The organism is Bradyrhizobium sp. 153, from assembly GCF_023073835.1.
Lineage (GTDB): Bacteria > Pseudomonadota > Alphaproteobacteria > Rhizobiales > Xanthobacteraceae > Bradyrhizobium.
The window spans coordinates 301,047-327,857 of record NZ_JADPKH010000083.1 but is presented as its reverse complement, the minus strand read 5'-3'; the positions used below and the strand labels follow the sequence as shown (position 1 = coordinate 327,857).

18 protein-coding genes and 1 pseudogene are annotated in these 26,811 nt (G+C 64.5%); 6 read left to right on the top strand and 13 right to left on the bottom strand.

Going from position 1 to position 26,811, the window contains the following annotated elements; all coding sequences use genetic code 11:
• Positions 1–8: 8 nt before the first annotated feature.
• Entirely contained in the window at positions 9–1,160 is a 1,152-nt protein-coding gene (locus tag IVA91_RS22190; protein ID WP_247277649.1) for an HlyD family secretion protein, read from the bottom strand.
• A 134-nt stretch (positions 1,161–1,294) separates the two neighbouring features.
• On the opposite strand from IVA91_RS22190, the gene IVA91_RS22185 reads away from it, so the two are divergent.
• Complete coding sequence (locus tag IVA91_RS22185) at positions 1,295–2,206, top strand: LysR family transcriptional regulator (RefSeq protein WP_247417091.1); 912 nt, start codon at positions 1,295–1,297, stop codon at positions 2,204–2,206.
• 12 nt (positions 2,207–2,218) lie between these two features.
• Here the strand turns inward: IVA91_RS22185 and IVA91_RS22180 are convergent, their stop codons facing one another.
• Positions 2,219–5,650: an indolepyruvate ferredoxin oxidoreductase family protein gene (locus IVA91_RS22180; RefSeq protein ID WP_247277647.1), complete on the bottom strand. Its 3,432-nt coding sequence runs from the start codon at positions 5,648–5,650 to the stop codon at positions 2,219–2,221.
• A gap of 156 nt (positions 5,651–5,806) precedes the next feature.
• Between IVA91_RS22180 and IVA91_RS22175 the strand changes: the two genes are divergently transcribed.
• On the top strand, positions 5,807–6,262 hold the full coding sequence (locus IVA91_RS22175; RefSeq protein ID WP_247277646.1) for an Lrp/AsnC family transcriptional regulator: 456 nt from the start codon (positions 5,807–5,809) through the stop codon (positions 6,260–6,262).
• A 187-nt stretch (positions 6,263–6,449) separates the two neighbouring features.
• On the opposite strand, the gene IVA91_RS22170 is transcribed toward IVA91_RS22175, so the two are convergent.
• The 3 genes from IVA91_RS22170 to IVA91_RS22160 are packed head-to-tail and all read right to left on the bottom strand — an operon-like array spanning position 6,450 to position 9,690.
• On the bottom strand, positions 6,450–7,229 hold the full coding sequence (locus IVA91_RS22170; RefSeq protein WP_247277759.1) for a fumarylacetoacetate hydrolase family protein: 780 nt from the start codon (positions 7,227–7,229) through the stop codon (positions 6,450–6,452).
• The gene (locus tag IVA91_RS22165) at positions 7,222–8,616 is read right to left on the bottom strand and encodes an LLM class flavin-dependent oxidoreductase (protein WP_247277645.1); all 1,395 of its coding nucleotides are present in this window, start codon (positions 8,614–8,616) and stop codon (positions 7,222–7,224) included. The genes IVA91_RS22170 and IVA91_RS22165 overlap by 8 nt, the downstream gene beginning before the upstream one ends.
• Before the next feature lie 21 nt (positions 8,617–8,637).
• Positions 8,638–9,690 (bottom strand): Ldh family oxidoreductase, encoded by a 1,053-nt coding sequence (locus tag IVA91_RS22160; protein ID WP_247277644.1) that lies wholly within the window; start codon positions 9,688–9,690, stop codon positions 8,638–8,640.
• Positions 9,691–9,986: 296 nt separating this feature from the next.
• Between IVA91_RS22160 and IVA91_RS22155 the strand changes: the two genes are divergently transcribed.
• Positions 9,987–14,102, top strand: coding sequence for a GAF domain-containing protein (locus IVA91_RS22155; protein ID WP_247448721.1), 4,116 nt, complete (start codon positions 9,987–9,989; stop codon positions 14,100–14,102).
• On the opposite strand, the gene IVA91_RS22150 is transcribed toward IVA91_RS22155, so the two are convergent.
• The 5 genes from IVA91_RS22150 to IVA91_RS22130 form a co-directional block, all read right to left on the bottom strand.
• Positions 14,076–14,417: a hypothetical protein gene (locus IVA91_RS22150; protein ID WP_247277642.1), complete on the bottom strand. Its 342-nt coding sequence runs from the start codon at positions 14,415–14,417 to the stop codon at positions 14,076–14,078. The genes IVA91_RS22155 and IVA91_RS22150 overlap by 27 nt on opposite strands.
• Positions 14,418–14,643: 226 nt before the next feature.
• Positions 14,644–15,636 carry a UDP-glucose 4-epimerase GalE gene (galE, locus tag IVA91_RS22145; RefSeq protein ID WP_247277641.1) on the bottom strand — a complete coding sequence of 331 codons (993 nt, stop codon included), beginning with the start codon at positions 15,634–15,636 and terminating at the stop codon, positions 14,644–14,646.
• Between the two features lie 19 nt (positions 15,637–15,655).
• Positions 15,656–16,459, bottom strand: a complete 804-nt coding sequence (locus IVA91_RS22140) for a WecB/TagA/CpsF family glycosyltransferase (RefSeq protein WP_247277640.1) — start codon at positions 16,457–16,459, stop codon at positions 15,656–15,658.
• Positions 16,452–18,833, bottom strand: coding sequence for a Wzz/FepE/Etk N-terminal domain-containing protein (locus IVA91_RS22135; RefSeq protein ID WP_247459120.1), 2,382 nt, complete (start codon positions 18,831–18,833; stop codon positions 16,452–16,454). Before IVA91_RS22135 ends, IVA91_RS22140 begins: the two co-directional genes overlap by 8 nt.
• Positions 18,834–19,111: 278 nt before the next feature.
• Positions 19,112–19,912 carry a methyltransferase gene (locus tag IVA91_RS22130; RefSeq protein WP_247277638.1) on the bottom strand — a complete coding sequence of 267 codons (801 nt, stop codon included), beginning with the start codon at positions 19,910–19,912 and terminating at the stop codon, positions 19,112–19,114.
• A 407-nt stretch (positions 19,913–20,319) separates the two neighbouring features.
• On the opposite strand from IVA91_RS22130, the gene IVA91_RS22125 reads away from it, so the two are divergent.
• Positions 20,320–21,348 (top strand): glycosyltransferase family 2 protein, encoded by a 1,029-nt coding sequence (locus IVA91_RS22125; RefSeq protein ID WP_247277637.1) that lies wholly within the window; start codon positions 20,320–20,322, stop codon positions 21,346–21,348.
• Between the two features lie 16 nt (positions 21,349–21,364).
• Here IVA91_RS22125 and IVA91_RS22120 read toward each other — a convergent pair whose 3' ends face one another.
• The gene (locus IVA91_RS22120) at positions 21,365–22,351 is read right to left on the bottom strand and encodes a glycosyltransferase (protein WP_247277636.1); all 987 of its coding nucleotides are present in this window, start codon (positions 22,349–22,351) and stop codon (positions 21,365–21,367) included.
• A gap of 315 nt (positions 22,352–22,666) precedes the next feature.
• Here IVA91_RS22120 and IVA91_RS22115 point away from each other — a divergent pair, with 315 nt between their 5' ends.
• On the top strand, positions 22,667–24,019 hold the full coding sequence (locus IVA91_RS22115; protein WP_247277635.1) for an O-antigen ligase: 1,353 nt from the start codon (positions 22,667–22,669) through the stop codon (positions 24,017–24,019).
• Positions 24,020–24,137: 118 nt separating this feature from the next.
• On the top strand, positions 24,138–25,271 hold the full coding sequence (locus tag IVA91_RS22110) for a GNAT family N-acetyltransferase (RefSeq protein ID WP_247277634.1): 1,134 nt from the start codon (positions 24,138–24,140) through the stop codon (positions 25,269–25,271).
• A gap of 52 nt (positions 25,272–25,323) precedes the next feature.
• Here the strand turns inward: IVA91_RS22110 and wrbA are convergent, their stop codons facing one another.
• On the bottom strand, positions 25,324–25,923 hold the full coding sequence (wrbA, locus tag IVA91_RS22105; RefSeq protein WP_247277633.1) for an NAD(P)H:quinone oxidoreductase: 600 nt from the start codon (positions 25,921–25,923) through the stop codon (positions 25,324–25,326).
• Positions 25,924–26,077: 154 nt separating this feature from the next.
• A pseudogene (locus tag IVA91_RS22100) lies at positions 26,078–26,775 on the bottom strand (pirin family protein).
• Positions 26,776–26,811 lie beyond the last annotated feature (36 nt).

Here is a 26,811-nt window from a genome sequence, read left to right as displayed (position 1 = left end):
CGTCAGCTTCAGCCGCCATTCGGACGGGTTGTGTTGTCGGCGAGATGCCTGGCCGTCTCGCGTTCGGCCAGCACCGCCTGCTTGGTGTCGACGGTCGGCACTGCGGACATGCCGGGGCGCAGCAGGCCGGTCAGGCTGTGGTCGTCGAGCACAATCTTGACCGGCACGCGTTGCACGATCTTGGTGAAATTGCCCGTGGCGTTGTCCGGCGGCAGCAGGGCGAATTCGAGCCCGCTTGCCGGCGACAGGCTGTCGACATGGCCGCGCAGGGTCTTGCTGCGGAAGCTGTCGACGCGTAGCTCGACGGGCTGGCCGGGGCGCATATGCGTGAGCTGCGTCTCCTTGAAGTTCGCGACGACATAGACGGCATCCAGCGGCACCACGGCCATCAATTGTGTGCCGGCCTGCACGTACTGGCCGACGCGTAAGCTCCGTGCGCCAACCGTGCCGTCGACCGGCGCGGTGATCTCGGTATAGGACAGGTTCAGCGCCGCCTGCTGCGCCACCGCGCGGGCTCGCTCGACTTGGGCCGCCGTCTGGGCCCGCTGGGTGGTGAGCACGTCGACCTTGCGCTGCGCCGCCAAGAGACCGGATTTGGCGTGCTGCAATTGCGCGGTGCTGGCGCGCAGCGCCGCATCGGTCTGCTGCGCGCGCTGGATGGTGCCGGAGCCCGACTTCATCAGGTCGTCGTAGCGGGCGCGTTCCTCCTGGGCGAATTTCAGATTGGCCTCAGCAGCAGTGACGTCGGCGGTGCTCTGCGCGATGATCGGCTGTTGCAATTCGAGTTGGGCATCGATGTTGCGCACCGAGGCTTCGCCGGCCTCGACATCGGCGCGGGCCTGGTCGAGGGCCGTCTTGAAGTCACGATCGTCGATCTTGGCCAGCAGCTGGCCTGCTTTGACTTTCTGGTTGTCGCCGACTAGCACCTTCGCGATGTACCCGGAGACCTTAGGCGCGATGATCGTGGAATCGGCCTTCACATAGGCGTCGTCGGTGGATTCGAGATAGCGGCCGGTCTTCAGGTAATCGTAGCCATAATCGCCAGCGACGACGATGCCGAGGGCCAGCGCCAGGCCGACCGCGCCCCGCTGGAGCGCCTGGCGAGACGGGCGAAGCCAGATTTTCTCATTTGTTTCAGCAACATACGAAGCATTTGACATGACATCCTCGAGATTCCCGGGCGCCTTCTGAGGGGCGCCGCTGGCCCTAAGATGCGTTGTCCTCACGGCTGCGATAATCGTGGTATTATTGGAAGAATTATCCGGTCTAGGTGGATAATCGGGGGCTTCGAGACATGGACCGCTTCAGCAGCCTCACGGCGTTCGTCCGGGTGGTCGATAGTGGCGGCTTTTCCGCCGCTGCCCGTCGGCTCAACATGTCGACGACGATGGTGAGCAATCATGTCCAGGCGCTCGAAGAGCGGCTGGGGGTGCGGCTGCTCAATCGGACCACGCGGAAAGTCAGCCTCACCGAAATTGGCAAGGCCTATTACGACCGTGCCACGCAGATCCTCGCCGATCTCGAACAGGCCGACGACATCGCGAGCGAATTGCAGTCGGTACCCCGCGGCACGCTGCGCATCCACGTCGCCACGCACATGGTGCCATTCGTCGCGCCGGTGGTTGCACAGCTCCTGTCGACTTATCCGGAGCTCAAGATCGACCTGCGCATGGGCGAGGCCGACGTCGACCTCATCGAGGAAGGTTATGACGTCGCCTTGCGCATGACCCAGCCGCGGGATTCCAGCCTGATCGTGCGGAGTCTCGCCACGTGGCGCCATGTGCTGTGCTGTTCGCACGACTATCTCGACAAGCACGGCCGCGTGCAGAAGCTCGATGAGCTCTCGGCGCATAATTGCGGCCGGCACCTGAATTATCCCTTCGGTGACGAGTGGCGCTTCCTCGATCGCAAGGGTGCGCCGGCATCGGTCCGCATCTCAGGCAGCTTCGTCACCAACAGCGGAGAAGCGTTGCGGAAGGTGGCGCTGGAGGGCGCGGCTATCTGCCTAATGGCTGGGTTTCTCGTTCAAGACGATCTCGAATCGGGTCGGCTGGTCCGCCTGCTGCCGGAATATCGGACCGTCGAGCTGTCTATGAACGCGGTCTATCCGCATCGCCACCATCTGACGGCGAAGGTCAGGACCTTCATCGACATGCTCGTGCATCACAGCGCCGAACAGCAGAAGCTGATCAACCCTTATTCGTGAGGACGAATGCGGTCAGGCTGCCTTGGCCGCGGCCGGCCGAGCCAGCAAGGATTCGACCTCAGTCTTCACCTTCGCGATCGCAGCCTCCTTCACCGGGCCATAACCGCGAATGTCCATGGGAGCCCTAGCGATGGCCGTGAGATTCGGCAGACGTGCCGCGTCAAGCTCGCCGAGCATCCGCTCGATCAGGCCTTCGTACCAGGCGATCAGCTCCCGCTCGGCACGCCGTTCGGCCGTGTAGCCGAATGGATCGAACGGTGTTCCGCGCAGCCCCTTCAACCGCGCCAGCATGAGGAGCGGTGCCTGGATCCACGACCCGAAGGCGCGCTTGCGCGGACGCCCACGTGCATCGCGGCTTGACAGCAGGAAAGGCGCGGCAAGGTGATACTGGATGCGGAAGCCATCCTCGAACTCGCCTTTTAGCTCGTCGAGGAAGCCGCTCTGCATATGCAGCCGCGCCACCTCGTACTCGTCCTTGTAGGCCATCAGCTTGAACAGGGCGCGGGCAACCGCGCCGGTCAGGGCTTCGCTGTTCAGGACGGCCTCTGCGCGGCGGACCCTCGTGACGAGCGCCCGGTAGCGCGCCGCATAGGCTTCGTCCTGATAGGCGGTGAGGAAATCGGCGCGGCGTTCAATGAGTTGGTCGAGTGTCTCGGCCGTGGGCGCGCGGTCCGTCTTCGGCAGAAAATCCGGATCGGCAGCGGCGATGCGGCCCCAGGCGAACGCCTGCTTGTTGCGCTCGATGGCGACGCCGTTGAGCTCGATCGCGCGCAGCAGCGCTTGCAGCGAGACCGGCACCAATCCGTGCTGCCAGGCAAAGCCCAGCATGATGATGTTGGCATAGACGGCATCGCCGAGCAGCCCTTCGGCCAGCGCATTCGCGTTGATCGTATCGAGATTGCCATCGCCGATCACGCGGCCGATGGCGCGCATGCGGGCAGGGGAGGCGAGGTCGGCATCGCGGAAGCGGACGACGTCACCGGTCGGCATCTCCGCGGTATTGACCGCGGCGCGCGTGCCGCGGCGATAGGTGCCGGAGGCCTTCGGCGAGGAGCTCACGACGAGGTCGCAGCCGATCAGCGCATCGGCCGCGCCCTGGTCGATACGGACCTGATGCAGCGCCCCGGGGGAAGGAGCAAGCCGGATGTAGCTCAGCACGGGGCCGAATTTCTGCGCAAAGCCGGTAAAATCCAGCACCGAGACGCCGCTTCGTTCGAGATGCGCGGCCATGCCGATCAGCGCGCCGACCGTGATCACGCCGGTGCCGCCGACGCCGGTCACCAGCAGGTCGTAGGGCCGGTCGAGCGTCGCGAAGGCGGGCAGAGGCAGCGTCGCGGCCTGGCCGATCGCGTCGATCCGGCTCGCGGTTTTCTGACGACGCGTGGCGCCTTCGACGGTAACAAAACTCGGGCAGAAGCCGTTGAGGCAGGAAAAATCCTTGTTGCAGGCCGAGAGATTGATCTGGCGCTTGCGGCCGAACGGCGTTTCCTTCGGCTCGACGCTGAGACAGTTGGACTCGACCGAGCAATCGCCGCAGCCTTCGCAGACGAGATCATTGATGTAGACATAGCGCTTCGGGTCGTTCATCTGGCCGCGCTTGCGCCGCCGGCGCTTCTCGGTGGCGCAAGTCTGCTGGTAGATCAGCACGGAGACGCCTAGCACCTCGCGCAGCTCGCGCTGCACCGCGTCCATCTCCTCGCGTGGATGGATGGTGACGCCAGTTGGCAGGTCGGGCGGAGAAAATTGCGCGGGATTGTCCGACAGCAGCGCGATACGCTCAACACCTTCGGCGCGGACGCTGTGGGCGATGGCATGCACGCTGACCGGCCCGTCGACCGGCTGGCCGCCGGTCATCGCCACGGCATCGTTGAACAGGATCTTGTAGGTGATGTTGGCCTTGGCGGCGATCGCCTGCCGGATCGCCATCGACCCGGAATGATAATAGGTGCCTTCGCCGAGATTCTGGAACACGTGCTTGTGGCCGGTGAATTTCGACGAAGCCGCCCAGTTCACGCCCTCCCCGCCCATCTGGATCAGCGAGGAGGTCTCGCGGCCCATCCAGCTCGCCATGAAGTGGCAGCCGATGCCGGCGAGGGCCTTGGAGCCCTCCGGCACCTTGGTCGACGTGTTGTGCGGACATCCCGAGCAGAAATAGGGTGTGCGCGTCGCGCCTGGGACGTTGATCGTGCGCGCGGCCTCCGGCATCAAGGCAGCTGCCCGCGCGGCGAGATTGAGGCCTGGAAACATCGGGTCGAGCCGGCGCGCCAGCACGGCAGCCAGCGCGCGCGGTGACAATTCGCCGATCCACGAGATCAGCCGCGCCCCCCGCTCGTCATGCTTGCCGACCATGCGCTCGGGCTTCGCGCCCGGATAATCGTAGAAATATTCCTTGAACTGGCTCTCGATGATGCCGCGCTTTTCCTCGACCACGAGGATCTCGCGCTTGCCCTTCACGAACTCCATGGCATCATGCAGCGCCAGGGGCCAGACCATGCCGACTTTGTAGATGTCGATGCCGATGCTGCGGCAGGCCGTTTCATCGAGGTCCATCAGCCGCAGCGCTTCCATCAGGTCGAGATGCGCCTTGCCCGTGGTGACGATGCCGTAGGTGGCACCCGGAATGTCGTAGATGTGCCTGTCGATCGGATTGGCCTTCGCAAAGGCGTAGACGGCGTGCTTCTTCGCTTCCAGTCGTTCCTCGATCTGCGGACCCGGCAGGTCTGGCCAGCGATAGTGCAGGCCTCCCGGTGGTGGCGCGAAGTCGGGCGTGCGGAAGTCGCGGGGCGGGCTTAGCGCCACGGAGGCGCCAGACTCCACGATCTCCGAAATCGCCTTGAAGCCGACCCACATGCCGGAGAAGCGGCTCAATGCGTACCCATACTCGCCGAACTCGAGATATTCGCCGACGCTTGCCGGGTGCAACGTCGGCATGAACCAGCTCATGAAGGCGACGTCGGACTGGTGCGGCATCGAGGATGAGACGCAGCCATGATCGTCGCCGGCGACCACCAGCACGCCGCCATGCGGCGAGGAGCCATAGGCATTACCGTGCTTGAGCGCATCGCCCGAGCGATCGACGCCGGGGCCCTTGCCGTACCAGAGCCCGAACACGCCATCGACCTCGCGGTCCCCTTGCGTCTCGACCTGCTGCGATCCGAGCACGGCTGTTGCCGCAAGGTCTTCGTTGACTGCGGGGAGGAATTCGATGCGGTCGCGCTTTAATCGCTCCTGGATGCGCCAGAGCTCGAGATCGATGCCGCCAAGCGGCGAGCCGCGATAGCCGGAGATGAAGCCGGCGGTGTTGAGGCCGCGGGCGCGATCGCGCCTGACCTGGTCGAGTGCGATACGGACGATCGCCTGTGTGCCCGTGAGGAAGACACGGCCTTGCTCGCGGTCATAGCGGTCGGAGAGTTCGTAAGTGTCGAGGGACGGAATGGCGTCCATGCGGACCTCCCGCGGCATTCCCTGCCGGATCAGCAGAGGTTAGGCTCGGGGGGCTGGTAGGTCTTACCTATCTTTCCCAATAGGCGCGGTTATTCTGGTAGATGTAACCTGATTTGGCCTATAATTCGGTTAAGTTATCCGGTTTGTGAGGATTCCATGATCGAAGAGCAGGATACGCGGATTCTTGCGCACCTCCAGAAGGACGGCCGCGCCACCAACCAGCAGCTTGCCGATGAGGTCGGCATGTCCACCTCGGCCTGCTGGCGCCGGGTGCGCGCGCTTGAGGAAAGCCGCGTCATCCGTAGCTATGCAGCGCTGATCGATCGCGAGCGGGCGGGCTTTGCGATGTCCGCCATCCTCCACGTCTCGCTGGAGCGGCATGACGCCAAGTTCGTCGATGAATTTGTCGCTCGGGTCACCACGCGCCGCGAGGTGCTGGAGTGCTTTGCGACCACGGGCGATGCCGATTATCACTTGCGCGTCGTCGTGCAGGACATGGCCGCCTACAACAGATTCTTGGACGAATTCATGTTCCGCATCCCCGGCATCCGCTACGTCCGCAGCAATGTGGTGCTGAAGGAGATCAAGACGAGCGTGGCACTGCCGTTTTGACGCAGGTGTGCACGGATTATCCGTGGTCGTCCCGGCCCTGCTGCGCCATTGCGCAGGGAGCCGGGACCCATGATCACGAATGCCAATTGTTTGCGAAGCTATAACAACGAGTCCCGATCATAACATATCTGCTGCGGCGGTATGGCTCCCGGCTTTCGCCGGGCCGACACTGTGGGTGCAGCGTGCGCTATACCTTCTCCCTGACAAACCTGTTCCGCAACGTTCCGATGCCGCTGATCTCGATCTCCACGACATCGCCGTGCTTGATATCCGGCGAGGCGCCGTCCGTGCCCATCCAGATCACGTCGCCGGGCCACAGCGTGAAATACTTCGTCAGCTCGACCAGGAACGGCACCACGCCGAAGATCATGTCGTTGGTTTGGAAGCGATTGGTCTCCTTGCCGTTGACCCGGACGATCGTCTGCATCCTGGCGAGGTCCGCCTCGGTCTCGATCCACGGGCCCATCGGCTTGAACGTGTCGGCGTTCTTGGAGCGCCACAGGCTGCGATCAGCCTTCTGCCAGCTGCGCTCGCTGACGTCGTTGCCGATGGTGTAGCCGAACACGCAATCCATCGCGTTCGCTTCGGTGAGATGCTTCACTTTTTTGCCGATGACGACGACGAGCTCGCCTTCATAGTGGATCTTGTCCGTTGCAAAGGAAGGGATCACGACATCCTGGTCATGCGCGATCAGCGCGTTTTGCGCGCGATAGCCGATCTCGGGACGGTCTGGCACTGCCGGCACCTCGCCGCGCTTGTCGGCGGCCTCCTTCAGGTGCTTCAGGTAGTTCAGGCCGACGCAATAGAAGGTGCGGGGAATCAGCGGCAGCTCGATGGTAACTTGTGACAGCGGATGCGTGCGCGAGCTGCGCCGCCATTCACTGAAGGGATCGCCGTCCACGGCGATCACCTGGTCGTCTTCAACGATCCCCCAGGACGTCCTGTCCCTGGCAGTGAATTCAGCCAGCGCATGTTATGCCCTCGTTGTCATTCCGCGGCATCGCGGGCTGAGTCTTCCAGGCACCGGGTGCCGGCCGCTTGAGCCCGAGATTTTCCCGCAACGTCTTGCCGCGGTATTCTTTCTGGAACAGGCCGCGCCGCTGCAATTCCGGCACGACGTGTTGCACGAAATCCGCGTAAGAGCCGGGTACGTAAGTCGCGGCGATGACAAAACCGTCGCAGCCGCGCTCGGCGAACATCTCTTCCAGCTTGTCCGCGATCTCCTTCGGACCACCGACCATCGCATCCTGAACCTGGCCGCGGCCGGAGTAGGTGACGAAGTCACGCGCGCTCGGATTGCTCTTGCCCGAATTCTTCAGCACGCCGTCGCGAATGCCTAAGATGCCCTGCATGCTCTTCAGCTCTGCCGTCGTCAGCGGCTCGTCGAGATCCTTGGAGGCGAAATCGTAGTTGAGCGCTTCGGCGAGCAGCGACAACGCGTCGATCTCGAGCGGAAGTTTGTTGATCAGCGCCATCTTGTCCTCGGCCTCCGCCTTGGTCGCGGCGCAGACCGGCGTCGTCAGGTTGCAGAGGAGCATCTGGTCGGGATCGCGGCCAGCCTTGGCGGCTTCGTTACGCACGGAAGCATAGCCTTCCTTGGCGCCCGCGAGGTTGCGCGCGGCGGTGAAGATCACCTCACCCCATCGCCCGGCAAAGCGCTGACCGCGACCGGACGCGCCGGCCTGGATGATCACGGGATGGCCCTGGTCCGAGCGCGGCACTGTGAACGGTCCGCGCGACTTGAAGGCCGGTCCATTGTGATCGAGTCGCTTGACCTTGGTGGGATCGGCAAAGCGGCCGCTCTTCTTGTCCATGATGAGCGCGCCGTCCTCCCAGGTGTCCCAATGGCCGAGCACGACCTCCATGAACTCGTCGGCTCGGTCGTAGCGGGAATCATGCTCGGGGTGCGAGTCGCGCCCCATGTTGAGCGCCTCGCCGTCGTTCAGCGAGGTGACGACGTTCCAGCCGGCGCGCCCGCCGGACATCAGATCGAGCGTTGCAAAGCGTCGCGCGACGTCGAACGGCTCGTAATAAGTGGTCGAGCAGGTCGCGCCAAGGCCGAGCTTCTCGGTGACCATGCCCATCGTGGTCAGCACGATCAGCGGGTCCATCTTCACGCAGCGGATGCCGTATTCGACGGTGTGGGCGTGATCGTTGCCGTAGCGGTCCGGCATCGCAAGGCGATCGTCGAAGAAGGCCATGTGAAATTTGCCGGCTTCGAGGATTCTCGCGATCTCCTGATAATAATCCGCCGACATCGAATCGTTGCGCGAGTCCGGATGCCGCCAGGAGCTCGGCAAGTTCGTGCAGTTCTGCGCCTGGAGGAAGCCGACCAGTACCATCTGCCGCGTCATGCTGCTGTTCTCCTGATGCCGTCAAGCCAGATCGAGGACGGTGTCGAGCCGGTACTCGCGCGCCAGCGCGCGCAGCTTCCCCCAGGTCGTATCCTCGATCTCGATGCCGTCGCGCAGGCGTTGCCGCTCGCGCAGGCCCTCGATCTCGCCGGGATAGAACACGCCCGTGCTGCCTTCGGACGGCGGCGTCGATTTGAGGTAATGCGCAAACTCGGCGACTTCACGCTTGAACTCCTTCAGCGGACGGAAGGCCGCGACGTTGAACACCGCCATGAAGCATCCGTCATTGTGCCGCCCGGTCGGCTCGACGCCGAAGCCGAGACCGGTGAGCAGGCCGCACAGCACCTCGACCATGGCAGCAAGACCGCTGCCCTTGTAGCCCTCGGTGCCGCCGAGCGGCAGCAGCGCGCCGCCCTTGCGATATTGGGACGGATCGGTGGTGTGCCGCCCCTCGGCATCGATGATCCACCCCGCCGGAATCTCCTCGCCGCGGGCAAGCGCGAGCTGGATCTTGCCGGCCGCCACCGCCGAGGTTGCCATGTCCAGATAGAACGGCGCATCGAGGTCGGACGGCACCGCGATCGAGATCGGGTTGGTGCCGAGCCGCGCCTCCTTGCCGCCAAACGGGGCGACGTGCTTCGGCGAGCGGCCGGAGTCCGCGGTTGCGATTCCGATCATACCTTCCCGCATCGCCATCAACGGATAAGCGGCAAGGCGGCCGACATGGCTCTGCCGGAACACGGTGCAGGCGGCGACGTTCGCCGTCTTCGCCTTCTCGATGGTCAGTGCCATGGCCTTGGCGTTGACGTGGTAGCCCAACCCCCAATGGCCATCGATCACGGTCGTGGTCGGCGATTCCTGGACGATGGTCCATTTGGCGCCGGGAACGATGTGTCCGGCCTTGATGCGGTCGATATAAGTGGGAACGGCGATCACGCCGTGCGAGTCATGGCCGGCGAGATTGGCGTTGACGCAGCCGAACGCCACCGCGTCCGCTTCTTCCTCGGACGCTCCGGCGGCGCGGAGCAGCGCTGCGCTGATGCACGTGAGACGCTCGGCCCCGACGATCGGCATGGCGTTTCCTCGGCTTGGTGCCCTTAACAGGGTGTTTGTTGGGTGCATGGTCTCAAAGCGCCGGCGCGATATCAATCTCCCGTAAACCAATACAGGGCTGCATTTTCGTAAAGAGAACGCGCCTTCGGTCGACAGTTCGTGCCATGCGGCGGTATTTTCGACAGTTTGGCGCCGGCCGTTCGCCGCTCATTCACTTTGATTGAGGGTTTGCAGCGCGCAATAACGTCCACTTAGGCGATCGCCACCCATAAAGTCACCCGGGAAAAATAGGCAGAAAATGCCCGGGAGCTGAGAACGTGCCGACGACCCTCGCACGCACCTTTGCGGCGTTGAGCGCCATCAACGAAGCGATTCTCTACGCGAAATCGCCGGACGAGCTGTACCAGAAGGTCTGCGACGCCGGGTTTTCGAGCGGAGATTTTTTGGCGGTCGCGGTGTTTCTGGTGGGACCGGACGGCCGGCGGCTGCATTTTGCGGCCGGCTGCGGCGATGACGTTGCGCGCCTGCGCTCGATCGTGATCACGACGGAAGCAGGCACGCCCGAAGGATCCGGCGTCGGCGGCGAGGCGTTTCGCGATCAGAAGCTGTGCATCAGCAACGACTATCTGAACGACCCGCGTTCGCTGGCGTGGCGCGAGGGTGCGGCGAAGGCCCAAATCGGGGCGGCTGCAGCAGTCCCGCTCCTCTGTAACGGCAAGGGCGTCGGCGTGCTCTACGTGACCCGCCGCAACGCCGGATCGCTGAACGAGCAGATGGTGTCGCTGTTCGAGCGCATGCCAGCCAATATCTCCTATGCGCTCGAGAATTTCGAGCGAGAAGGAGCGCGCCGGGACAGCGAGGCGGCGATGCGGCGGCTCAATCGCATGTTTGGGGCGCTTAGCGCGACCAACGAGGCAATCCTCAAAGCCAATACCGAATTGGACTTGTATCAGCGGGTCTGCGACGCAGCAGTGCACGGCGGCAAATCACTGGCGACTTTCGTGCTGTTGCGCGAGGAGAACTCGCATTGGCTGACGCCGGTGGCCGCGACCGGACAAAATCTCGATCTGATCAGACAGGCACGCTACTCGATCGATCCCGACAATCCTCACGGTCGGGGCATCTCCGGCCAGGTCTTCCGGACACAGAAGGCGATGGTCGAAGACGACCTCGTCGGTCGTACCAAGGGAACGACTTGGGAGCGGGCCAGCATCAATGCTGGCGCGGTCGCCTGCGTCGCCGCACCACTGATCAAGCGCGGAACCAGCGTCGGCGTGATGTTCTTCTTCGTCAGCAAGTCTTGGGCGAAGGACCATGGCATCGTCGCGCTGTTGCTGCGGATGACCGAGAACGTGTGCTTTGCGCTCCAGAATTTCGATCGCGACGAGGAGAAGGCGCAGATCGCGCGCGAGGAGGAGCGGCTCGCGCGCATGTACGCCGCGCTGAGCGCCACCAATGAGGCGATTATCCGGGCCACGTCGCGTGCCGAGCTGTTCGATCTCGTATGCGAGGCCTCAGTGCAGGGTGGTAAGTTCGGCTCGGCAACGATCGCGCTTGCCGAGCCCGCCTCCGGCTTGCTTCGGGTCGTCGCCTCCGCAGGGCCGTACTCCGATGAAGTACGCAGACTCAAATTCGCCACGACCGACAAGGTGCCGGAGGGAAGAGGCCTGACCGGCACGTGCTTCCGCACCGGGCAGCCGTGCATCTCCAATGACCTGCTCGCCGACGAGCGCCTCAAACCCTGGCACGAGAGTGCCCGCCGCACCGGCGTCAAGTCCTCCGCCGTGTTGCCGTTGCTGAACGGCGACCGCACGGAGGGCGTGTTCCTGTTCAACTCGCTCGAGATCGGCACGTTTACGCCGGAATTGGTCGAACTGCTGGAACGGCTCGCACGCAACGTGTCATTTGCGATCGCAAATCTCGACCGCGCCGAGGAGAAGGCGAAGGCCGACAAGCAGCGAGACCGGCTGAGCGGCATGTTCGCGGCGTTGAGTGCCACCAACGAAGCCATCATGCGCGCCGAGACCCGTGAGGAGCTGTTCGAAGTCGCATGTCAGGCGGCCGTGCTGGGCGGCATGTTCGCCTCTGCGACGATTGGAATCATCGACCAGAAACGTGAGTTGGTCCGGGTCGTCGCCGTGAAGGGACGGCTCCAGCAGCGAATGGTCGGGCGCACCTGCGCGATTGCCCCGGATCATCCCGAGGGCCAGGGCATCATTGGAACCTCGCTGCGGACGCGCCGGCCCAGTGTCGTCAACGACTATATGCACGATCCGCGCTCAGCACACTGGCACTCCAAGGCGGTCGAGGACGGAACCCGGGCCGCTGCCAGTTTCCCGCTTCTACGTTCCGGTCAGGAGCCGATCGGCATCCTGCTGTTCCTTGCTCCGGAGGAGGATACATTCACGCCCGATCTGGTCGAACTGCTGGCCCGTCTCGCAGAGAACGTCTCGTTCGCGCTCGACAATTTCGACCGCGCCGAGGAAAAGGCCCGCACCGAGGCGCAGAAGGAGCGCCTGACCCGCATGTTCGCGGCGCTGAGCGCGACCAACGAGGCGATCATGCGGGCGAAATCGCGCGCCGAATTGTTCGACCTCGTGTGTCTCGCCGCATCGAACGGCGCCAAGTTCACCTCGACGACCATTGCGCTCGCCGGCGCCGACAGCGACCAGCTCAAGATCGTGTCAAGCGCAGGACCGTCGTCCGACACCACGCGCAATGTCCGCCTCTCGGTCGACCCCGAGCGCCCCGAAGGTCGGGGGATGGCCGGCACGGCGTTCCGGACCCGGCAGCCCTGCATCAGCAACGACTATCTCAACGACCAGCGCGTGAGCGCCTTCCACGCCATTGTTCGTGGCGACGGCGCACGGTCGGGCGCGGCGATCCCGCTCATCGTTCATGATCTGGCCGTCGGCGTCATGATCTACATGTCGACCGACAAGGACACGTTCACCGCCGAGTTCGTCGAGCTGTTGCAGCGCCTTGCCGACAACGTTGCCTTCGCGATGGAGAATTTCGATCGCGCCGACGAGAAAAAGAAGGCCGACGAGCGGATCGAATACCTCGCCTCGCATGACAGCCTGACGGACCTGCCGAACCGCGAGACATTCAACGGATTGTTGCGCGAAGCGATCGGCGCGGCGCAGCGCTACGATCACCGCTTTGCGGTGCTGTTCATCGATCTCGACCGCTTCAAGGTCATCAACGATTCGCTCGGCCACGAGGCCGGCGACCTGCTCTTGCTCGAAGTGGCGAGTCGGTTGCGGAGCGCGCTGCGGACTAGCGACGTGGTGGCACGGCTCGGCGGCGACGAGTTCGTGGTGATCCTCGACCGGTGCGGCGAGATCGACGAGGTCCAGCGCATCGCCAGCGGGCTGCTTGCCGTGCTTGCCGAGCCCATGGAGCTGGCCGGGCACGAGTGCCACACCACGGCCTCGATCGGCATTGCGATGTATCCGACCAACGGCTCCGACGCGCAGACGCTGACCAAGAATGCCGACATGGCGATGTATCTCGCCAAGGAAGACGGCAAGAACGGCTATCGCTTCTTCTCGAAGGAAGTGAAGACGCAATCGATCGAACGTCTGTCGCTGGAGAGCGCGCTGCGCCGGGCGCTGGAGCGCCAGCAATTTTCGCTGAATTACCAGCCCAAGGTGGATATGGAGACCGGCCAGATCACCGGAGTGGAAGCGCTGCTGCGCTGGACGCATCCCGATCTCGGCAACGTCTCGCCGGCGCAATTCATTCCGCTTGCCGAGGAGACCGGGCTGATCGTGCCGATCGGCCGCTGGGTGCTGAATGAAGCCTGTGCCCAAGCGATGGCTTGGCAGCGCCGCGGCCTGCTGCCCCTGTCGATGGCGGTCAACCTGTCGCCGCGGCAGTTTGCCGACGAGCATCTGTTGCAGGACGTCGATGAGGCGCTGGCCGCCAGCGGCATGTCGCCGGTGCTGCTCCAGCTTGAGGTCACCGAGAGCATGATGATGCGCAATGTCGGGCGCGCGCTCAAGGTGCTCGACGCCATACAGAGCCGCGGCATTCGCCTCGCCATCGACGATTTCGGCACCGGTTATTCGTCGATGTCGCTGATGAAGCACTTCCCGATCGACACGATCAAGATCGACCGCTCCTTCGTCCGCGACCTGCCGCAGGATTCGGAAGATCAGGCGATCGCGCAGGCGATCATCAGCATGGGCAAGGCGCTCGGCATGACCGTCGTCGCCGAAGGCGTCGAGAACGCCGAGCAGGAGGCATTCTTGCGTACCCATGGCTGCGACGAGATGCAGGGCTATCTGATCTCCAAGCCGCTGCCGGCGCGGCAGATGGCCGAACTGCTGCGGCCGATGGAGCTGACCGTTGCGCCGCCGCTCCAGCCGGAGCCGGACCTTGCCGCAACCGATGCCGCAGCGTTACGGCTGAAACGCGCTGTCATCTGACGGCTGCGGGTGCAGCTCGCGGACGTCGTCATCCTTGCTTTCCGCCTTGCGCGGAAAATCTTCCGGCCACGGCAGTGAGGTCTGATCCTCGAACAGCGCGAGAAGTAGGCGCGCGCCATCGGCAAAGGCCGATCCTTCGCCGAGGCCGAGCGTGCGCGACCACGCACTTGGCATAGGCTGGCGCACGTCGAGCACCGCGATCGCGGGTCCCCACCACCAGGCCGGCGCCGGCGAACGTTCGTCCTCGGGCACAGCGAGCCAGCGGGCGAACTCCTCCACCACGCGCTCGAATTGCAGGCTTGCGGCCTGATGCATTCGTTCCGTGCTCCCTTGGGTCCGCCTGAGCAGGCCGATGCGCGCACTCGGTCGTGGTCTTTACGTTTGAAGAACGGCTCGTGTCGCGCAGCCACGTCTGCCGCTCCCATCGGCGGCCAGGCCTGAAACATGCGGCGGCCGGAAAAGCGGTCGACGCCGGTTGTCATAGTCTCTTCATTCTCTTTAGCCGCTGAAGGGCCCTGCCGGCAAGGTGCAGGACGGTTACCTAACGCGACCTGAAGGGATGCGCCTTCTGGTGCCAGGCCCAGGCGGTGCGGATGATCGTAGACAGGTCGGAGTGACGCGGCATGAAGTTCAGCACCTTCTTCGCGGCAGAGGGATCCGCGACCAGATAAGTGGGATCGCCGGCGCGGCGCGGCTTGACGGTGTGTGGCACCTCGCGTCCGGTCTCCTGCCTGATGGCGTTGAGGATCTCGCGCACGGAAAAGCCGGAGCCGGTGCCGAGATTGAAGCTGCCGCCGGCATGCCCTTCTTCCAGAAGCTTCAGTGCCGCCACATGCGCCGCGGCGAGATCGGTGACATGGATGTAGTCGCGGATCGCGGTGCCGTCGGGCGTGCCGTAGTCGTCGCCGAACACTGCGAAGTCGACATGACCCTGAAGCGCCATCATGGCGCGCGGAATGAGATGGGTTTCGTTGTCGCGCAGTTCTCCGATGCCGCCGGCTGGGTCGGCGCCGCTGGCGTTGAAATAGCGCAGGCAGAACGCGCCGAAGCCATAGGCCGCGCGGTAATCGGCGAGCATGCGCTCGATCATCCATTTCGATGCGCCGTAGGGGTTGATTGGCACGCAGGGAAAGTCTTCCGGCAGTTCCTTGGAATCGGCGTTGCCATAGACGGCGCCGGTCGAGGAGAACACGATGCGATGGCAGTTCGCGTTACGCATCGCCTGCAACAGCGACAGCGTGCCTTGCACGTTGTTGATGTAATATTTCTGCGGGTCGGTCATGGACTCCCCGACGAGGCTCGCCGCCGCGAAATGCATCACTGCCGTGATCTTGTGATCGGCGAAGGCGCGCGCCAGTGCTGTGCCGTCGAGCAGATCGCCCGTCACCAGCGGGCCAGTCACGAAACTGCGATGGCCCGTCGAGAGATTGTCATAAACGACGGGCTGATAGCCGGCGGCGGTCAGTGCGCGGCAGGCATGCGAGCCAATATAGCCCGCGCCCCCGGTGACGAGGACGGTCGGTCGGTCGGTCATGTCGTGTTCAGCTCTTCCCTTAACGGACGGGTCGGTTACGGCTGAAGAGAAGATAGAGCGCGCGGGGGTTGGTGGTCAAATAGCGCCAGAACAGGCGGCGTGGCTCGAGCCAGGTGCGCCAGGCCCACTCGAGCCCGATCTTCTGCATCCATTGCGGCGCGCGGGAACGGCTGCCCGACAAAAAGTTGAAGAGGCCGCCGGATGTCTTGATAACGCCAACATTGGTGAGATGCGGCGTGAATTCCTCCACGAATGCCTGCTCGTTGGGCACGCCGAGCGCAACCCAGAGATAATCCGGCGCAAGCGCGTTGATTTCCTGGACCTTCGCGCGCAACGCTTCGCCGCGCAGATAGCCATGGCTGCGGCCGACGATCTTGAGGTTCGGATACATCTTCTGAACGTTCTCGACCGCTGCGATGTTCTCGGCCTCGCTGGCGCCGAGCATGTAGAAGGTGCGGCCGAGCGCTTCCGCCTTGCGCGCGACGACATGGAACAGGTCCGTGGTTGCGACGCGCTCCGGCAGCGGAAACCAAGATTGTAGCTTCGAAGCCGCGACCAGCGGCTGGCCATCGGCGTTGATCAGGTCGGCGATGCGGAACAGGCGCTCGGTCTGCGGCTCGGTCGAGCAGCGCGCCAGCACCTCGCCATTGGCCGAAGTCAGGAACAGCGGACGGCCGATGCGATTGTCAGGATCGGTCGCCTCGATCATGAAATCGGCGGTCGCTTCCAGGTCGATCGCGGCCATGCGAAGGCCGCCGACGGTGATCCGCGGCACGTCGGCAGTTGCCGTCCGTCCCTCGAAATTGACGCGACGCTCAAGCATATTGCCGGCCTCGCTGGCGCGTTTGGGCTGCGGGAGTGAGCTCGTCGAGCACGACGCCGACGAGCTTGCGCTCGGCGCGGCCGAGTGTGGTCAAGATCTCTTCCAGGCTGTCGTTGATGTCGAGGCTGGTCGGCAGCACCGCCACCAGCGCCTCGGTGTCGTCCAGCAGCTTGCGGCCGCCGGCCGAGAGCGGCACCGCGGGGCCGTCGAGGATCACGAGATCATAGCCACCCGCGGCTCGCGCCTGTGTAATCGCCTTGCGGATGGCGTCGGCCGCCTTGCCGGCGTCGCCCTCTGCGGCCGGCAGCACCGAGATGCCGTTGACCGTCTTGATCTCGCGGGCGTCCTTGCTGCCAATCGAGAGCCAGCCGAGCCTGCTCGGCTCGTTCTTGCCGCGACGATCGACCTTGTTCGAGAGCGAACGCGCCTGATGATCGGCATCGATCATCAGCACGCGGGTGCCGTCGCGCGCGGCGGCCAGTGCGAAATTCAATGCGGCCACGCTACGCCCGGTGGTCTCGCCGGTCCCGACGAGCGCGATGACCGGCATCGCCATGCCGCCGGCGCGCCGGGCCACGGCAGCGCGCATGTCGCGCCAGGCATTGAGCAGCGTGGTGAGGGGAAAGCCGGGGCGCAGGGTCGGCCAGCCCAGCCGGGTGAGATCGACGCTGCCGCCGGTGGCGAGAATGGCGCCGAGCGTATGAATGACGTCGGCCTCCTGGAGGCGTGCGATCAGCGGCTTCTCGATCAGGGGCTTCTCGACGATCGAAGGCTGTAACGGAGGTGCGGCAAGTTCCGGCGGAGCTTGCTCTACTTCCGGAGCACCTGAGACCTGCGGGGGCGGCCAGGCCTCCGAGACCTCTGGTGCCCGCGCGCGCTGCGGAGCTCGCGTCGCATCCGGCGCCGGCGTGCGCTGTGGACGGGCAGGTGTTGGCGCCGGCGCGCTCGCACCAGCGAACATGAGCTCGGCCGCAGCGAACCAGCTCGACGCCGCGACCGCACCGAAGATGAAGCCGATCATGGCAAACAGGCTCATCGCCGGCGGGAACGAGCGCCGCTGCGGCACCGTCGCTTCGCCGATGACGCGGGCTGCTGAGGTGTTCAGGCTCTCCTGCTCCTCGGTCTCGCGGGAACGCTTGAGGAAGGATTGATAGACGTCGCGGCTGGCGTCGGCCTCGCGCTCGAGCTCGCGCAGGCGGACTGCGGCCTGGCTGAGCTGGACACTCTGCCGCTTCTGCGCTTCCAGCGCCCGGTTGAGCGAGGCTTCGAAGTCGCGGGCACGCGTCAGGTCGTTCTTGGCGGACTGGGCGAAGCGATCGATTTCCTCGTTGATGGTGCGCTTGAGATCCTCGACCTGCTTCTCGGTCTGGCGCAGCGCCGGGTGGCGCGGGCCGAGCTCGCCGGCTTGTTCCGCATACTTCTTGCGGGCGTCCGCATATTGCGCGCGCAGGTTCGCAATCGTCGGCGATTGCAGCGCCTCGGGGATTGCGCCCGCATCCGCCGCCGTGCGCCGGCTCGCCTCGATCTGGTCGAGCCGCGCCTGCGCATCCATCGTCGCCGCGCGGGCCGCGGCCAGCCGCTGGTTGCTGGCGGAGAGCTGCTGGTCGCTGATCAGCGTGTCCTGGGTGCCGACGAAATTGTTCTGGGCCTTGTAGGTGGCAAGCGCGGTCTCGGCGTTGCGCAGCCGCTCGCGCAGCTCCTTCAGGCGGCCGGAGAGATCATTGGTGGCGCGCCGTGCGGCCGAGGCCTGCGAGTTGCGGGATTCCGCAAGATAGGCATTGGTCAGCGTGTTGGCGAGCATTGCCGCTTTCGCGGGGTCCGTCGACCAGACCTCGATGTCGACGATGAAGCTCTTCTCGGTCTTGCGGACCGTGATGTGCCGGTTCAGCGCGTCGAGCGCCGCGAGCTGCACTTCCTTCTTTTCCGCAGCGGAGGGCGCGCGGGGCTGAAGGCCGATCAGGCCGAGCAGCGATGACATCAGGCTCGTGCCCTCGCCGCCGCCGAATTCCGGATCCTTGTCGAGGCCGGCTTGCTGGATGACCTGGAGCAGCACGCTATTGGAGGTGATCAGGCGCGCCTGGCTCTCCACCACCATGGACATGCCGGAGACGTCCTGGGCGCGCGGCGTCAGCTCGCGATCGACGAGCTGAAGCTCGCGCGGGTCGACATAGAGCTGTGCGGTGGCGGTGTAGCGCGGCGTCAGGCTCTTGCCGATGGTGACCGCAAGCGTCGCGCCGAGCAGGGCGGCCGCGGCAATCGCGACCTTTCGCCGCCAGAGCAGATTGGCGAGCTCCAGCACGCTGAAGCCGGCCTGAGGCTTTCCTCGCGGGGCCTCCGGTCTGGCCCGCTCAATCGGCTGGTTATAGTCAAGCATGATCCCCAGCTTTCATTCCAACTGCCGCGGGCTGAGGGGTTACTCTTCGTTTCACGCCACGCACCCGGGATATAGGTGCCCAATCAACGCAACAGGAAAAATTAACCATACTCATTGAGGGACTATTCACCGAAATGGCAAACAAAGCGTTTAAGCGCATGTCGTTCTTCGGTGCGTCGCGGCGACGCTGAGGTCGCTCAGAGATTAACGGTTCGTTACCGCGCGCAGCGTGGCCGCGAAGCTTCGCTTGTTGTGCGATCCGCTGCGCGCGCATGGCGTCAGCTCTTTCGCAGGATGACGTGATAATCGCCGCGGCGGACGTCGGTGCCGCGCGGCAGCACGGCGTTCAGCACCGTGGCCCCAGCGTCGGCCAGGGCCGCAAACAAAGGCTTGCGCCGGCGCATCTCGGGATAGCGCGGGCTCTCGACTTCACGACGATAGATCATCTCGAGACCGTTGGCGGCCGCAAATGCTTCGAGCCTCGGCAATGTCACCAGCGGATGGAAGAACGTCGGGAACGGCGGCTCGCCCGGCAGGCCGGCATCCTTGATGCCGCGGATATTCCGGTAGAACCAGACGTGGAACCAATGCGGCGAGTATTTGGTGACCACGCCGGACAGCGAGCGCGGGTTGGGGGCGCCGATCAGGATCATTCCGCCGCGCTTGAGCGCATCGCGGAAATTCAGCAGTGCGGCTTCGACGTCGGGAAGATGTTCGATCACGTTGTAACAGATGACGAGATCGAAAGTCTCTTGCCCAAAACGGTAGGTCTGGACGTCACCGAGGATCGCCACGTCCGCGTAGGTATTGTTGCGGACCTGATCCTCGTCGATGTCGACGACGGTGATGTGACTGCGGCTTGGCAAGTCCGGCGGCAGAACGCTGCACGAGCCACCGCCGGCTTCATAGATGGCGAGCCGGCCCTGCGGCAGTTCGCGGCGCAGCACGTCATGAATCGCGAGCAGGCTGTCGCGGGCTTCGCCAGGGATCAGATCGTGCAGCGCCTGGGTGGGGGGAGTGGCCGCGGAGACGTTGATCGCCGTGGCTGTCGCGAACTCGATCGTCGCTGGCTTGTTCATGATTTTCTGACCGCACTTGTTCTATTCAAATTTACAGGAAAAAACTCGCTTGGCCGAAGAGCAAATCTGATGCCGCGCCATCTCACTGATCGCAGTGCTTACGGTCGGGTTAATGCGCATAGGCGTTAACTACGGCATTGTTCGTGTTGAGGTGTTGTCGGCGCATTGGACCGCGAGTTGCACTAACACGGGTGCGAGGTTTCGCTGCGGAAGCGTGCGAAGGCGGTTAACTGCATGGTGTTTGTGCCAAGATGGCTGGAGATCGCCAGCGTGCGCGAGGATTTTCCGCTCGCCGGCCGTTCATTTTGGGACGCATCTGTCCCGCCGCGATGTGCCGTCGCGGGACGCGGCCGATCCGCGCGATCGAAGCAGGGCTTTTTCAACATATCTCGGACATCTAGGACGTCATGACACTGATCCCGACAGACTTGTCCGCCACGCGCTTCTCGGACCTCGTGTGCGATCCCAACCGCGAGATCGCGGCGAGCTCCAGCGTCATCGACCTGTCGGTCGGCATCGTCGTCTGCATTCCCTGCTTCCGCCGCCCGCAGCATCTGCGGCTGACGTTGGACTCGCTGGCCAGCCAGCGCACACCTCGCTCCTTTGCGGTCGTCATGGTCGAGAACGATGCCGCGCTGCGCGAGAGCGCGCCGGTCGCCGCGGAATATCTCGCCGACGGGAGGCTCCAGGGCATCTGCCTCGTCGAGAAGCGGCAGGGCAATTGCCAGGCGATCAACGCCGCGTTCGAGACGGCGCAGGCCATATTTCCCGCCGCGACCCGCTTCCTGATGATCGACGACGACGAGATCGCCTCGCCCGATTGGCTCGAGTTGATGGTGCGCACCGCGGAGGCGACCGGCGCCGACGTGGTCGGCGGGCCGGTGTTGCCGGTCTTCGACGACGACAGCCAGCCCTGGCTGTCACGTCATCCCGCTTTCTGTCCCGCCTATGATTACAGCGGCGCGGTGCCGCTGATCTATGGCTGCGGCAATTGTCTGATCACGCGTGCGGTATTCGAGCGGTTCGAGCGTCCGGCCTTCGACCTGCGCTTCAATTTCCTCGGCGGCGGCGACTGCGATTTCTTCGTGCGGTGCCGCGATGCCGGCATGACATTCCACTGGACGGCGGAGGCGGTCATCACCGAGACCGTGCCGCAAAGCCGCACCAGCCTCGGCTGGATCGCGAAGCGAGGCTTGCGCATCGGTGCGATCAATTATCGCGTGCAGTCCAAGGCTGCGCAGAGCGCAGCGGCGCGGATGCTGGTGTTTGCGCAGATGGTTGGCCGGTTGCCGCTGTCGCTAGTGCGTGCGGCCGGTCTGCTGACATCGTCGAAGACAGTCGTCGCGATGCATCCCGTGATGGTCGCGCTCGGCTCCGTGCTTGCGGCATTCGGCATCGAGCCGAAGCCCTATGAAGCCTCGAAGATCGTGTCCTGACGCCCTGGTAGCGGAGCTAGATGCCAAAACGGGCGAGGACGACCCGGAGCGCGGAGCGCGGCAGCGATTTGAGCGAGCGCCGGCCGACCATGGCGAGATAGGCGACGGCGTCGCGATATCTGCCGAAGCGAACCGCCTGCATCGCCGAATAGGTGACGAGATGAATCTCGGCGGCCCGGCGCAGCGCGCCGGCCGTGCCTTCGGGCAGTCTCGCCAGGATCAGCCCGTCGTCGAAGACTCGCGCGACCGCCGGGAAGAAATCCTGCGGCGTCCGCACCGCGGCATTCATCGTGTTCGCCGTGTGCAGGCGATAGTCGAGCAGGAGCTTTGGCGCGAATTCGAACTCGCCGATCGCGGCAAGTCGGCACCAGCAATGCCAATCCTCGCAATATCTGAGGGAGACGTCGAAGCCGCCCACAGCGCGAAAAGCCTCCGCACGGGTGAGCACGATGCCGCCATTGACGATGAAGTTGCCGGCTGCGAGCCGCGTCAGCACGTCGCCGGACGGCTTGCGGCGTCCCTTCAGCAGATCGCGCCGGCCGATCTGCCGTCCCTCGCTGTCGATCGTGTTGTAGTCGCCATAGACGAGAACCGCGCGCGGAGCGCCGCGCGCTGCCGCCAGCAGGGCCGCCACGCCATCGGGCCGCAGGCGGTCGTCGGCATCGAGGAAGAGCAGCCAATCGCCGACCGCCTGCCGCGCGCCAAGATTGCGCGCCGCTGACACGCCCGCGGAGGCGTTTTGTATCATGCGGAGCCGTGGATCACGCATGGCGCGGACGATCGCAATCGTGTCGTCGGTCGAGCCGTCGTCTACGACGATGATTTCGGCGACATCGCGTTGCGCCAGCGCGCTGGCGATGGTTTCGCCGATATAGGCCGAAGCGTTCTTGGCGGGAATGACGACGGATACCGACGCGCCCGGATTCACCGGCAACGGCAGGCGCGCCGCCGGCATCACGCGTGAGGCAGCCGTTAATTCGAGAACCTCGTCGGCGGTGATCAAGCTGCGACTCGTCTTTAATGATCCGTTAACCAGGGCGCGTCTGCCGAGCCGGCAATGCCAGCAATCGAAATCTCGGCTGCTGCGGATGATACCCGCATTATGGGCAAGTCGCTGCCGCGAGCGCCTGCGCGGCGCCGGATTCGTGGAATAACGTTAAGCCGGTGACATTGAGCCTGCGGCAAATCTAGAGTGCGGCAGCGCTGCCGCACAGAATATGCCTGTCGTCTTCGACATGCTGGTTGACGGATGGTTAACGGCGGTGAGCTAGAACCTGAAGCTTCCCGGCCTCACCTGCCTTGAGCTATGGATCGCAGCTTGGATCGCAGCGCCGCTGACATGACTGACGTCGAGGCCCGATCGTTGGGCCACGTCCTGCGCGGCGGGCTCGCAGGGCTGAACGCGGTGCGGGCAGCGCGCTGTCTCGTCGCCGTCGCGGCCTTGCTGTTGATCCTGGTGACGCTCGATCCGTTTCCGGACCTGCGGAGTGAGAATTTCGCTACTGTCGTCAGCGGGCGAATGGCGCTGACCTACATCGCCTTCGGCCTCTTGGCCGTGGTCGCCGTGCTGTTCGCCGCCGTGACCGATGCGCCAGCGCTGAAGTCCCTGGTGACCCCGTTGCATCTCTGTCTCGTCGGTTGGCTCTTGATCAACATCGCCTTCTCCGAGAGCCGCGGCGTTTCGTTTCAGCGCTTCGTGCTCGCGGCGAGCGTGACGTCGCTCGCCGTGCTCCTGCCGCTGTTGCCGCCGACGCAGCGCAGCTTCAACCTGTGCCTCGGCGGTGCCGCGCTCGCGCTGCTCGTGCTCTGCTATCTCGGCGTCTTCCTCGCGCCGCAATATTCGATTCACACCGCGTTCGACATCACCGAGCCGCAGCTTGCCGGTGACTGGCGCGGCAGTTTCGGCCACAAGAACGTCGCCTCGCCGGTGATGACCATCCTGGTCTATGTCGGCATCTACCTTTGCAGTGCCGGCGCGTTCGTGATGGGGCCGGCGATCGCGGTGCTTGCCGGCATCTTCCTGATCTTCACCGGCGGCAAGACGTCCTCGGTGCTGTGCCTTGCGATCTACGCGCTGGCGTCGCTGGTCTACGTCACGCGCAGCCTCTGGCTGAAGCGGATCATCTGTTTCGTGCCGCTGATCGCGATGAACCTGCTGACGGTGGGCAGCGTCTTGAGTCCGTCGCTCGGCGCCATGACGCGGCTGCTTCCGCTCGACCCCACTTTCACCGGGCGCTCCGCCATCTGGGAATTCGCGCTCGCAGCCGTCGCCGAGAAGCCGATCATCGGCCACGGCTATGCAGCCTTCTGGGATGATTTGACCGAGCGGCAGACCACGCAAGGCGCGGAATGGGCGACGAGCGCGGCGCACAGCCACAACAGCTATCTCGACCTCGCCGTCACCATCGGCCTGTCGGGGCTGCTGCTGGTGATCCTCGTCTTCGTGCTCGCACCGCTCGGCAATTTTCAGTCGGCCCAGGCGCATAACCGCAGTCGCGCGCTGGCAAAGCTGTTCCTGACGGTATGGCTGTTCGGCCTTTATTACGGAGCCACCGAGACCTTCCTGCTCGACCGACAGAGTCCGATCTGGTTCATCTTCGCTGTCGCAGTGGCCGGCCTGCACTTCCTGGCCCGGTTCCAGTGCGCAGGGCAGGTGGAACCTGAGCACTGACACCTGTCGCAGCGGGGCGGCTTTAAGTGGCATCGCTTAACGATAAGAGGCGACGTTACTTGTCCTCCGCGGCAAAACATAATCTATCCGGAAACTTCAGTAATCCTATGTCCCGCGGATGACGTTCCTCAGCGTCGAGCAATCAGAAGGCCGGGTGTCGAGCACGTCGGGAATCGCGGTCGATTTCATACGCGACTGGCGGCGGGCCGCATTGCGCCTGAATGCAAGCCATCGCACCGCGTTCCAGCACGGTTACTGGCTCGGCGCCTGGTACGAGGCGTTCCACGACCTCACACCGCTGATCGCCGTGATCTCCGATGCCGCGACCGGCAAGGACATCGCTCTTGTGCCGATGATCAGCCATACCAGGCGCGGCATCCGCGTGGTCGAATTTGCCGATCTCGGCGTCTCCGATAACAATGCGCCGATCCTGTCGCTTGACGCGGATGCGCCAGATGCCATCAGCAAGGCGTTGATCGATGCACTACGCGCCTTGCCCGATGGCTTCGATCTGCTGCGCCTGAGGAAGATGCCGGCCCAAATCGGCGGCAAGCCGAACCCGCTGGTCTCGCTCGGCCGGATCGGATCCTCCTCGCTCAACGGCAATCTGGTGCTGATGGGCGACGACTATGAGGCTTACCAGGCCTCGATCAAGCGCATGCAGATGCCGCGCTGCTGGCGCGTCTTCAGCCGTCATGCCGGCGCGCGGTTCGAGATCGCTGCGGATATCGCTCGCGCGCATGAACTGCTGGATGTCATGGATGTTCAGCAGCAGGCGCGCATGCGAAAGCTCGGCTCGCCATTTATCCTCAACGACGAGACCCATGCGCGATTTTACCGCGAGGTCGCCCGCCAGGGCGTCGTGGAAGGCTATGCCGTCGTCTCGGCGCTGGTCTGCGACGAGGGCGTCGTCGCCACCTCGCTCGGCGTCAGGCAGGATGCGACTTACTACCTGCTGCGCATCAGCCACGCCGGTGATTCATGGTCGAGCTGCTCGCCCGGGCTGCTCGTCGCCGAGCGCACCATGGCCGCACTGCATGCAGGGGGCGTGCGCTGCTTCGATCTCAGCATCGGCAATCAGGACTATAAGCGCCGCTTCGGCGCTCAGAGGGTCCCGCTGACCGATGTCAGCGTCGCACTGTCCTGGCGGGGCCTGCCCTATGCATGGCGCGACCACGCCGCGCAGGGGCTGCGCCGTCACCCGAGGCTCGCCGCGCTTGCGGCGCGGGCGATGGGCAAGGGGACGCGCTGAAGCGGCATTCCCGAACGAGAAATGCCGCCCGCGATCGCGTCAGCCGTGCAGCTCAGCCATGTAGTTTCCTGGCGGTCTCCGCGATCTGGCGGCCCTGATAGCGTGCGCCGGCGAGCTCGTTGGCGCTGGGCTGGCGGCTGCCATCGCCGCCGGTGATGGTGGTGGCGCCGTAGGGCGCGCCACCCGTGACCTCGTCCAGCTTCATCTGTCCGGCGAAGCCGTAGTTCATGCCGACGACGATCATGCCGAAATGCAGCAGGTTGGTGATGATCGAGAACAGGGTCGTTTCCTGGCCGCCATGCTGGGTCGCGCTCGACGTGAACGCGCCGCCGACCTTGCCGTGGAGCGCGCCCTTGGCCCACAGCCCGCCGGCCTGGTCGAGGAAGTTGGCCATCTGCGAGGCCATCCGGCCGAACCGGGTGCCGGTACCGACGATGATCGCGTCGTAATTGGCGAGATCTTCGATCTTGGCGAGGGGGGCGGCCTGATCGAGCTTGTAGTGCGAGGCTTTCGCGACCTCCGCCGGCACCAGCTCCGGCACGCGCTTGATGTCGACGGTGGCGCCGGCCTCGCGCGCGCCTTCGGCAACGGCATTCGCCATCGCCTCGATGTGACCATAGGCGGAATAATAGAGGACGAGAACTTTGGTCATGGGTGGTCTCCGTTGGATGACGAGGTGAGTTGCTTGTTCGCCGTCGTTGCCGGGCTTGACCCGGCAGCCCATCGCTTTTCAAAAAGCTCTTTACGAAGGCGATGGATGCCCGGCTCAAGGCCGGGCATGACGAGTTGCTGTGTGGTGGGGGCGCCTACGCCGCATCGACGAGCACGAGCTCCGTATCTTCCAGAGCGGTGATCTTCAGCCTGTCCTCGTCGCGGATTGCGGCGCCATCGCGGGCTTCGACGCGAACGCCATTGACCTCGACCGCGCCCGCAGCCGGCACCAGGTAGAGGTGCCGTGACTTCTGCGGCATGTATTCTGCGCTCTCGCCGGCCTCAGCGTGGTGGCGAGCACCCGCGCATCGGCGCGGATCGGCAGCGCGTCGGTGTCGTCCTCGAAGCCGCTCGCGATGGTGACGAGCTTGCCGGAACGGTCCGCCTTGGGGAATGGTTTCGAGCCCCAGGTCGGCTGACCGCCGCGTGCGGTCGGCTCGATCCAGATCTGGAAGATCCGCGTTCTGGTCGGCTCGAGATTGTACTCGGAGTGGCGGATGCCGCTGCCGGCGCTCATCACCTGCACGTCGCCGGCCTCGGTGCGTCCCTCGTTGCCGAGGCTGTCCTGATGGGTGATCGCGCCCTCGCGCACATAGGTGATGATTTCCATGTTGGCGTGGGGGTGAGCGGGAAAGCCGGTGTTCGGCGCGATCTCGTCGTCGTTCCACACCCGCAGGGCGCCGTGAGCCATGTTGTTCGGGTCGTAGTGGCTGGCGAAGGAGAAATGATGCTTGGCCTTGAGCCAGCCGTGATCGGCGCCGCCGAGCTTTGCGAAAGGTCTGAGTTCGATCATTTGCGTAATTCCTTGACTTGAACGGACGGCGCCTGA

Coding starts and splice junctions, on each gene's coding strand:
- IVA91_RS22140 (WP_247277640.1), bottom strand. CDS start 16,459: ATGCTTGAGCGTCGCGTCAATTTCGAGGGACGGACGGCAACTGCCGAC.
- IVA91_RS22175 (WP_247277646.1), top strand. CDS start 5,807: ATGATCGAAGAGCAGGATACGCGGATTCTTGCGCACCTCCAGAAGGAC.
- wrbA (WP_247277633.1), bottom strand. CDS start 25,923: ATGACCAAAGTTCTCGTCCTCTATTATTCCGCCTATGGTCACATCGAG.
- IVA91_RS22180 (WP_247277647.1), bottom strand. CDS start 5,650: ATGGACGCCATTCCGTCCCTCGACACTTACGAACTCTCCGACCGCTAT.
- IVA91_RS22160 (WP_247277644.1), bottom strand. CDS start 9,690: ATGCCGATCGTCGGGGCCGAGCGTCTCACGTGCATCAGCGCAGCGCTG.
- IVA91_RS22190 (WP_247277649.1), bottom strand. CDS start 1,160: ATGTCAAATGCTTCGTATGTTGCTGAAACAAATGAGAAAATCTGGCTT.
- IVA91_RS22130 (WP_247277638.1), bottom strand. CDS start 19,912: ATGAACAAGCCAGCGACGATCGAGTTCGCGACAGCCACGGCGATCAAC.
- IVA91_RS22125 (WP_247277637.1), top strand. CDS start 20,320: ATGACACTGATCCCGACAGACTTGTCCGCCACGCGCTTCTCGGACCTC.
- IVA91_RS22110 (WP_247277634.1), top strand. CDS start 24,138: ATGACGTTCCTCAGCGTCGAGCAATCAGAAGGCCGGGTGTCGAGCACG.
- IVA91_RS22165 (WP_247277645.1), bottom strand. CDS start 8,616: ATGACGCGGCAGATGGTACTGGTCGGCTTCCTCCAGGCGCAGAACTGC.
- IVA91_RS22185 (WP_247417091.1), top strand. CDS start 1,295: ATGGACCGCTTCAGCAGCCTCACGGCGTTCGTCCGGGTGGTCGATAGT.
- IVA91_RS22150 (WP_247277642.1), bottom strand. CDS start 14,417: ATGCATCAGGCCGCAAGCCTGCAATTCGAGCGCGTGGTGGAGGAGTTC.
- galE (WP_247277641.1), bottom strand. CDS start 15,636: ATGACCGACCGACCGACCGTCCTCGTCACCGGGGGCGCGGGCTATATT.
- IVA91_RS22135 (WP_247459120.1), bottom strand. CDS start 18,833: ATGCTTGACTATAACCAGCCGATTGAGCGGGCCAGACCGGAGGCCCCG.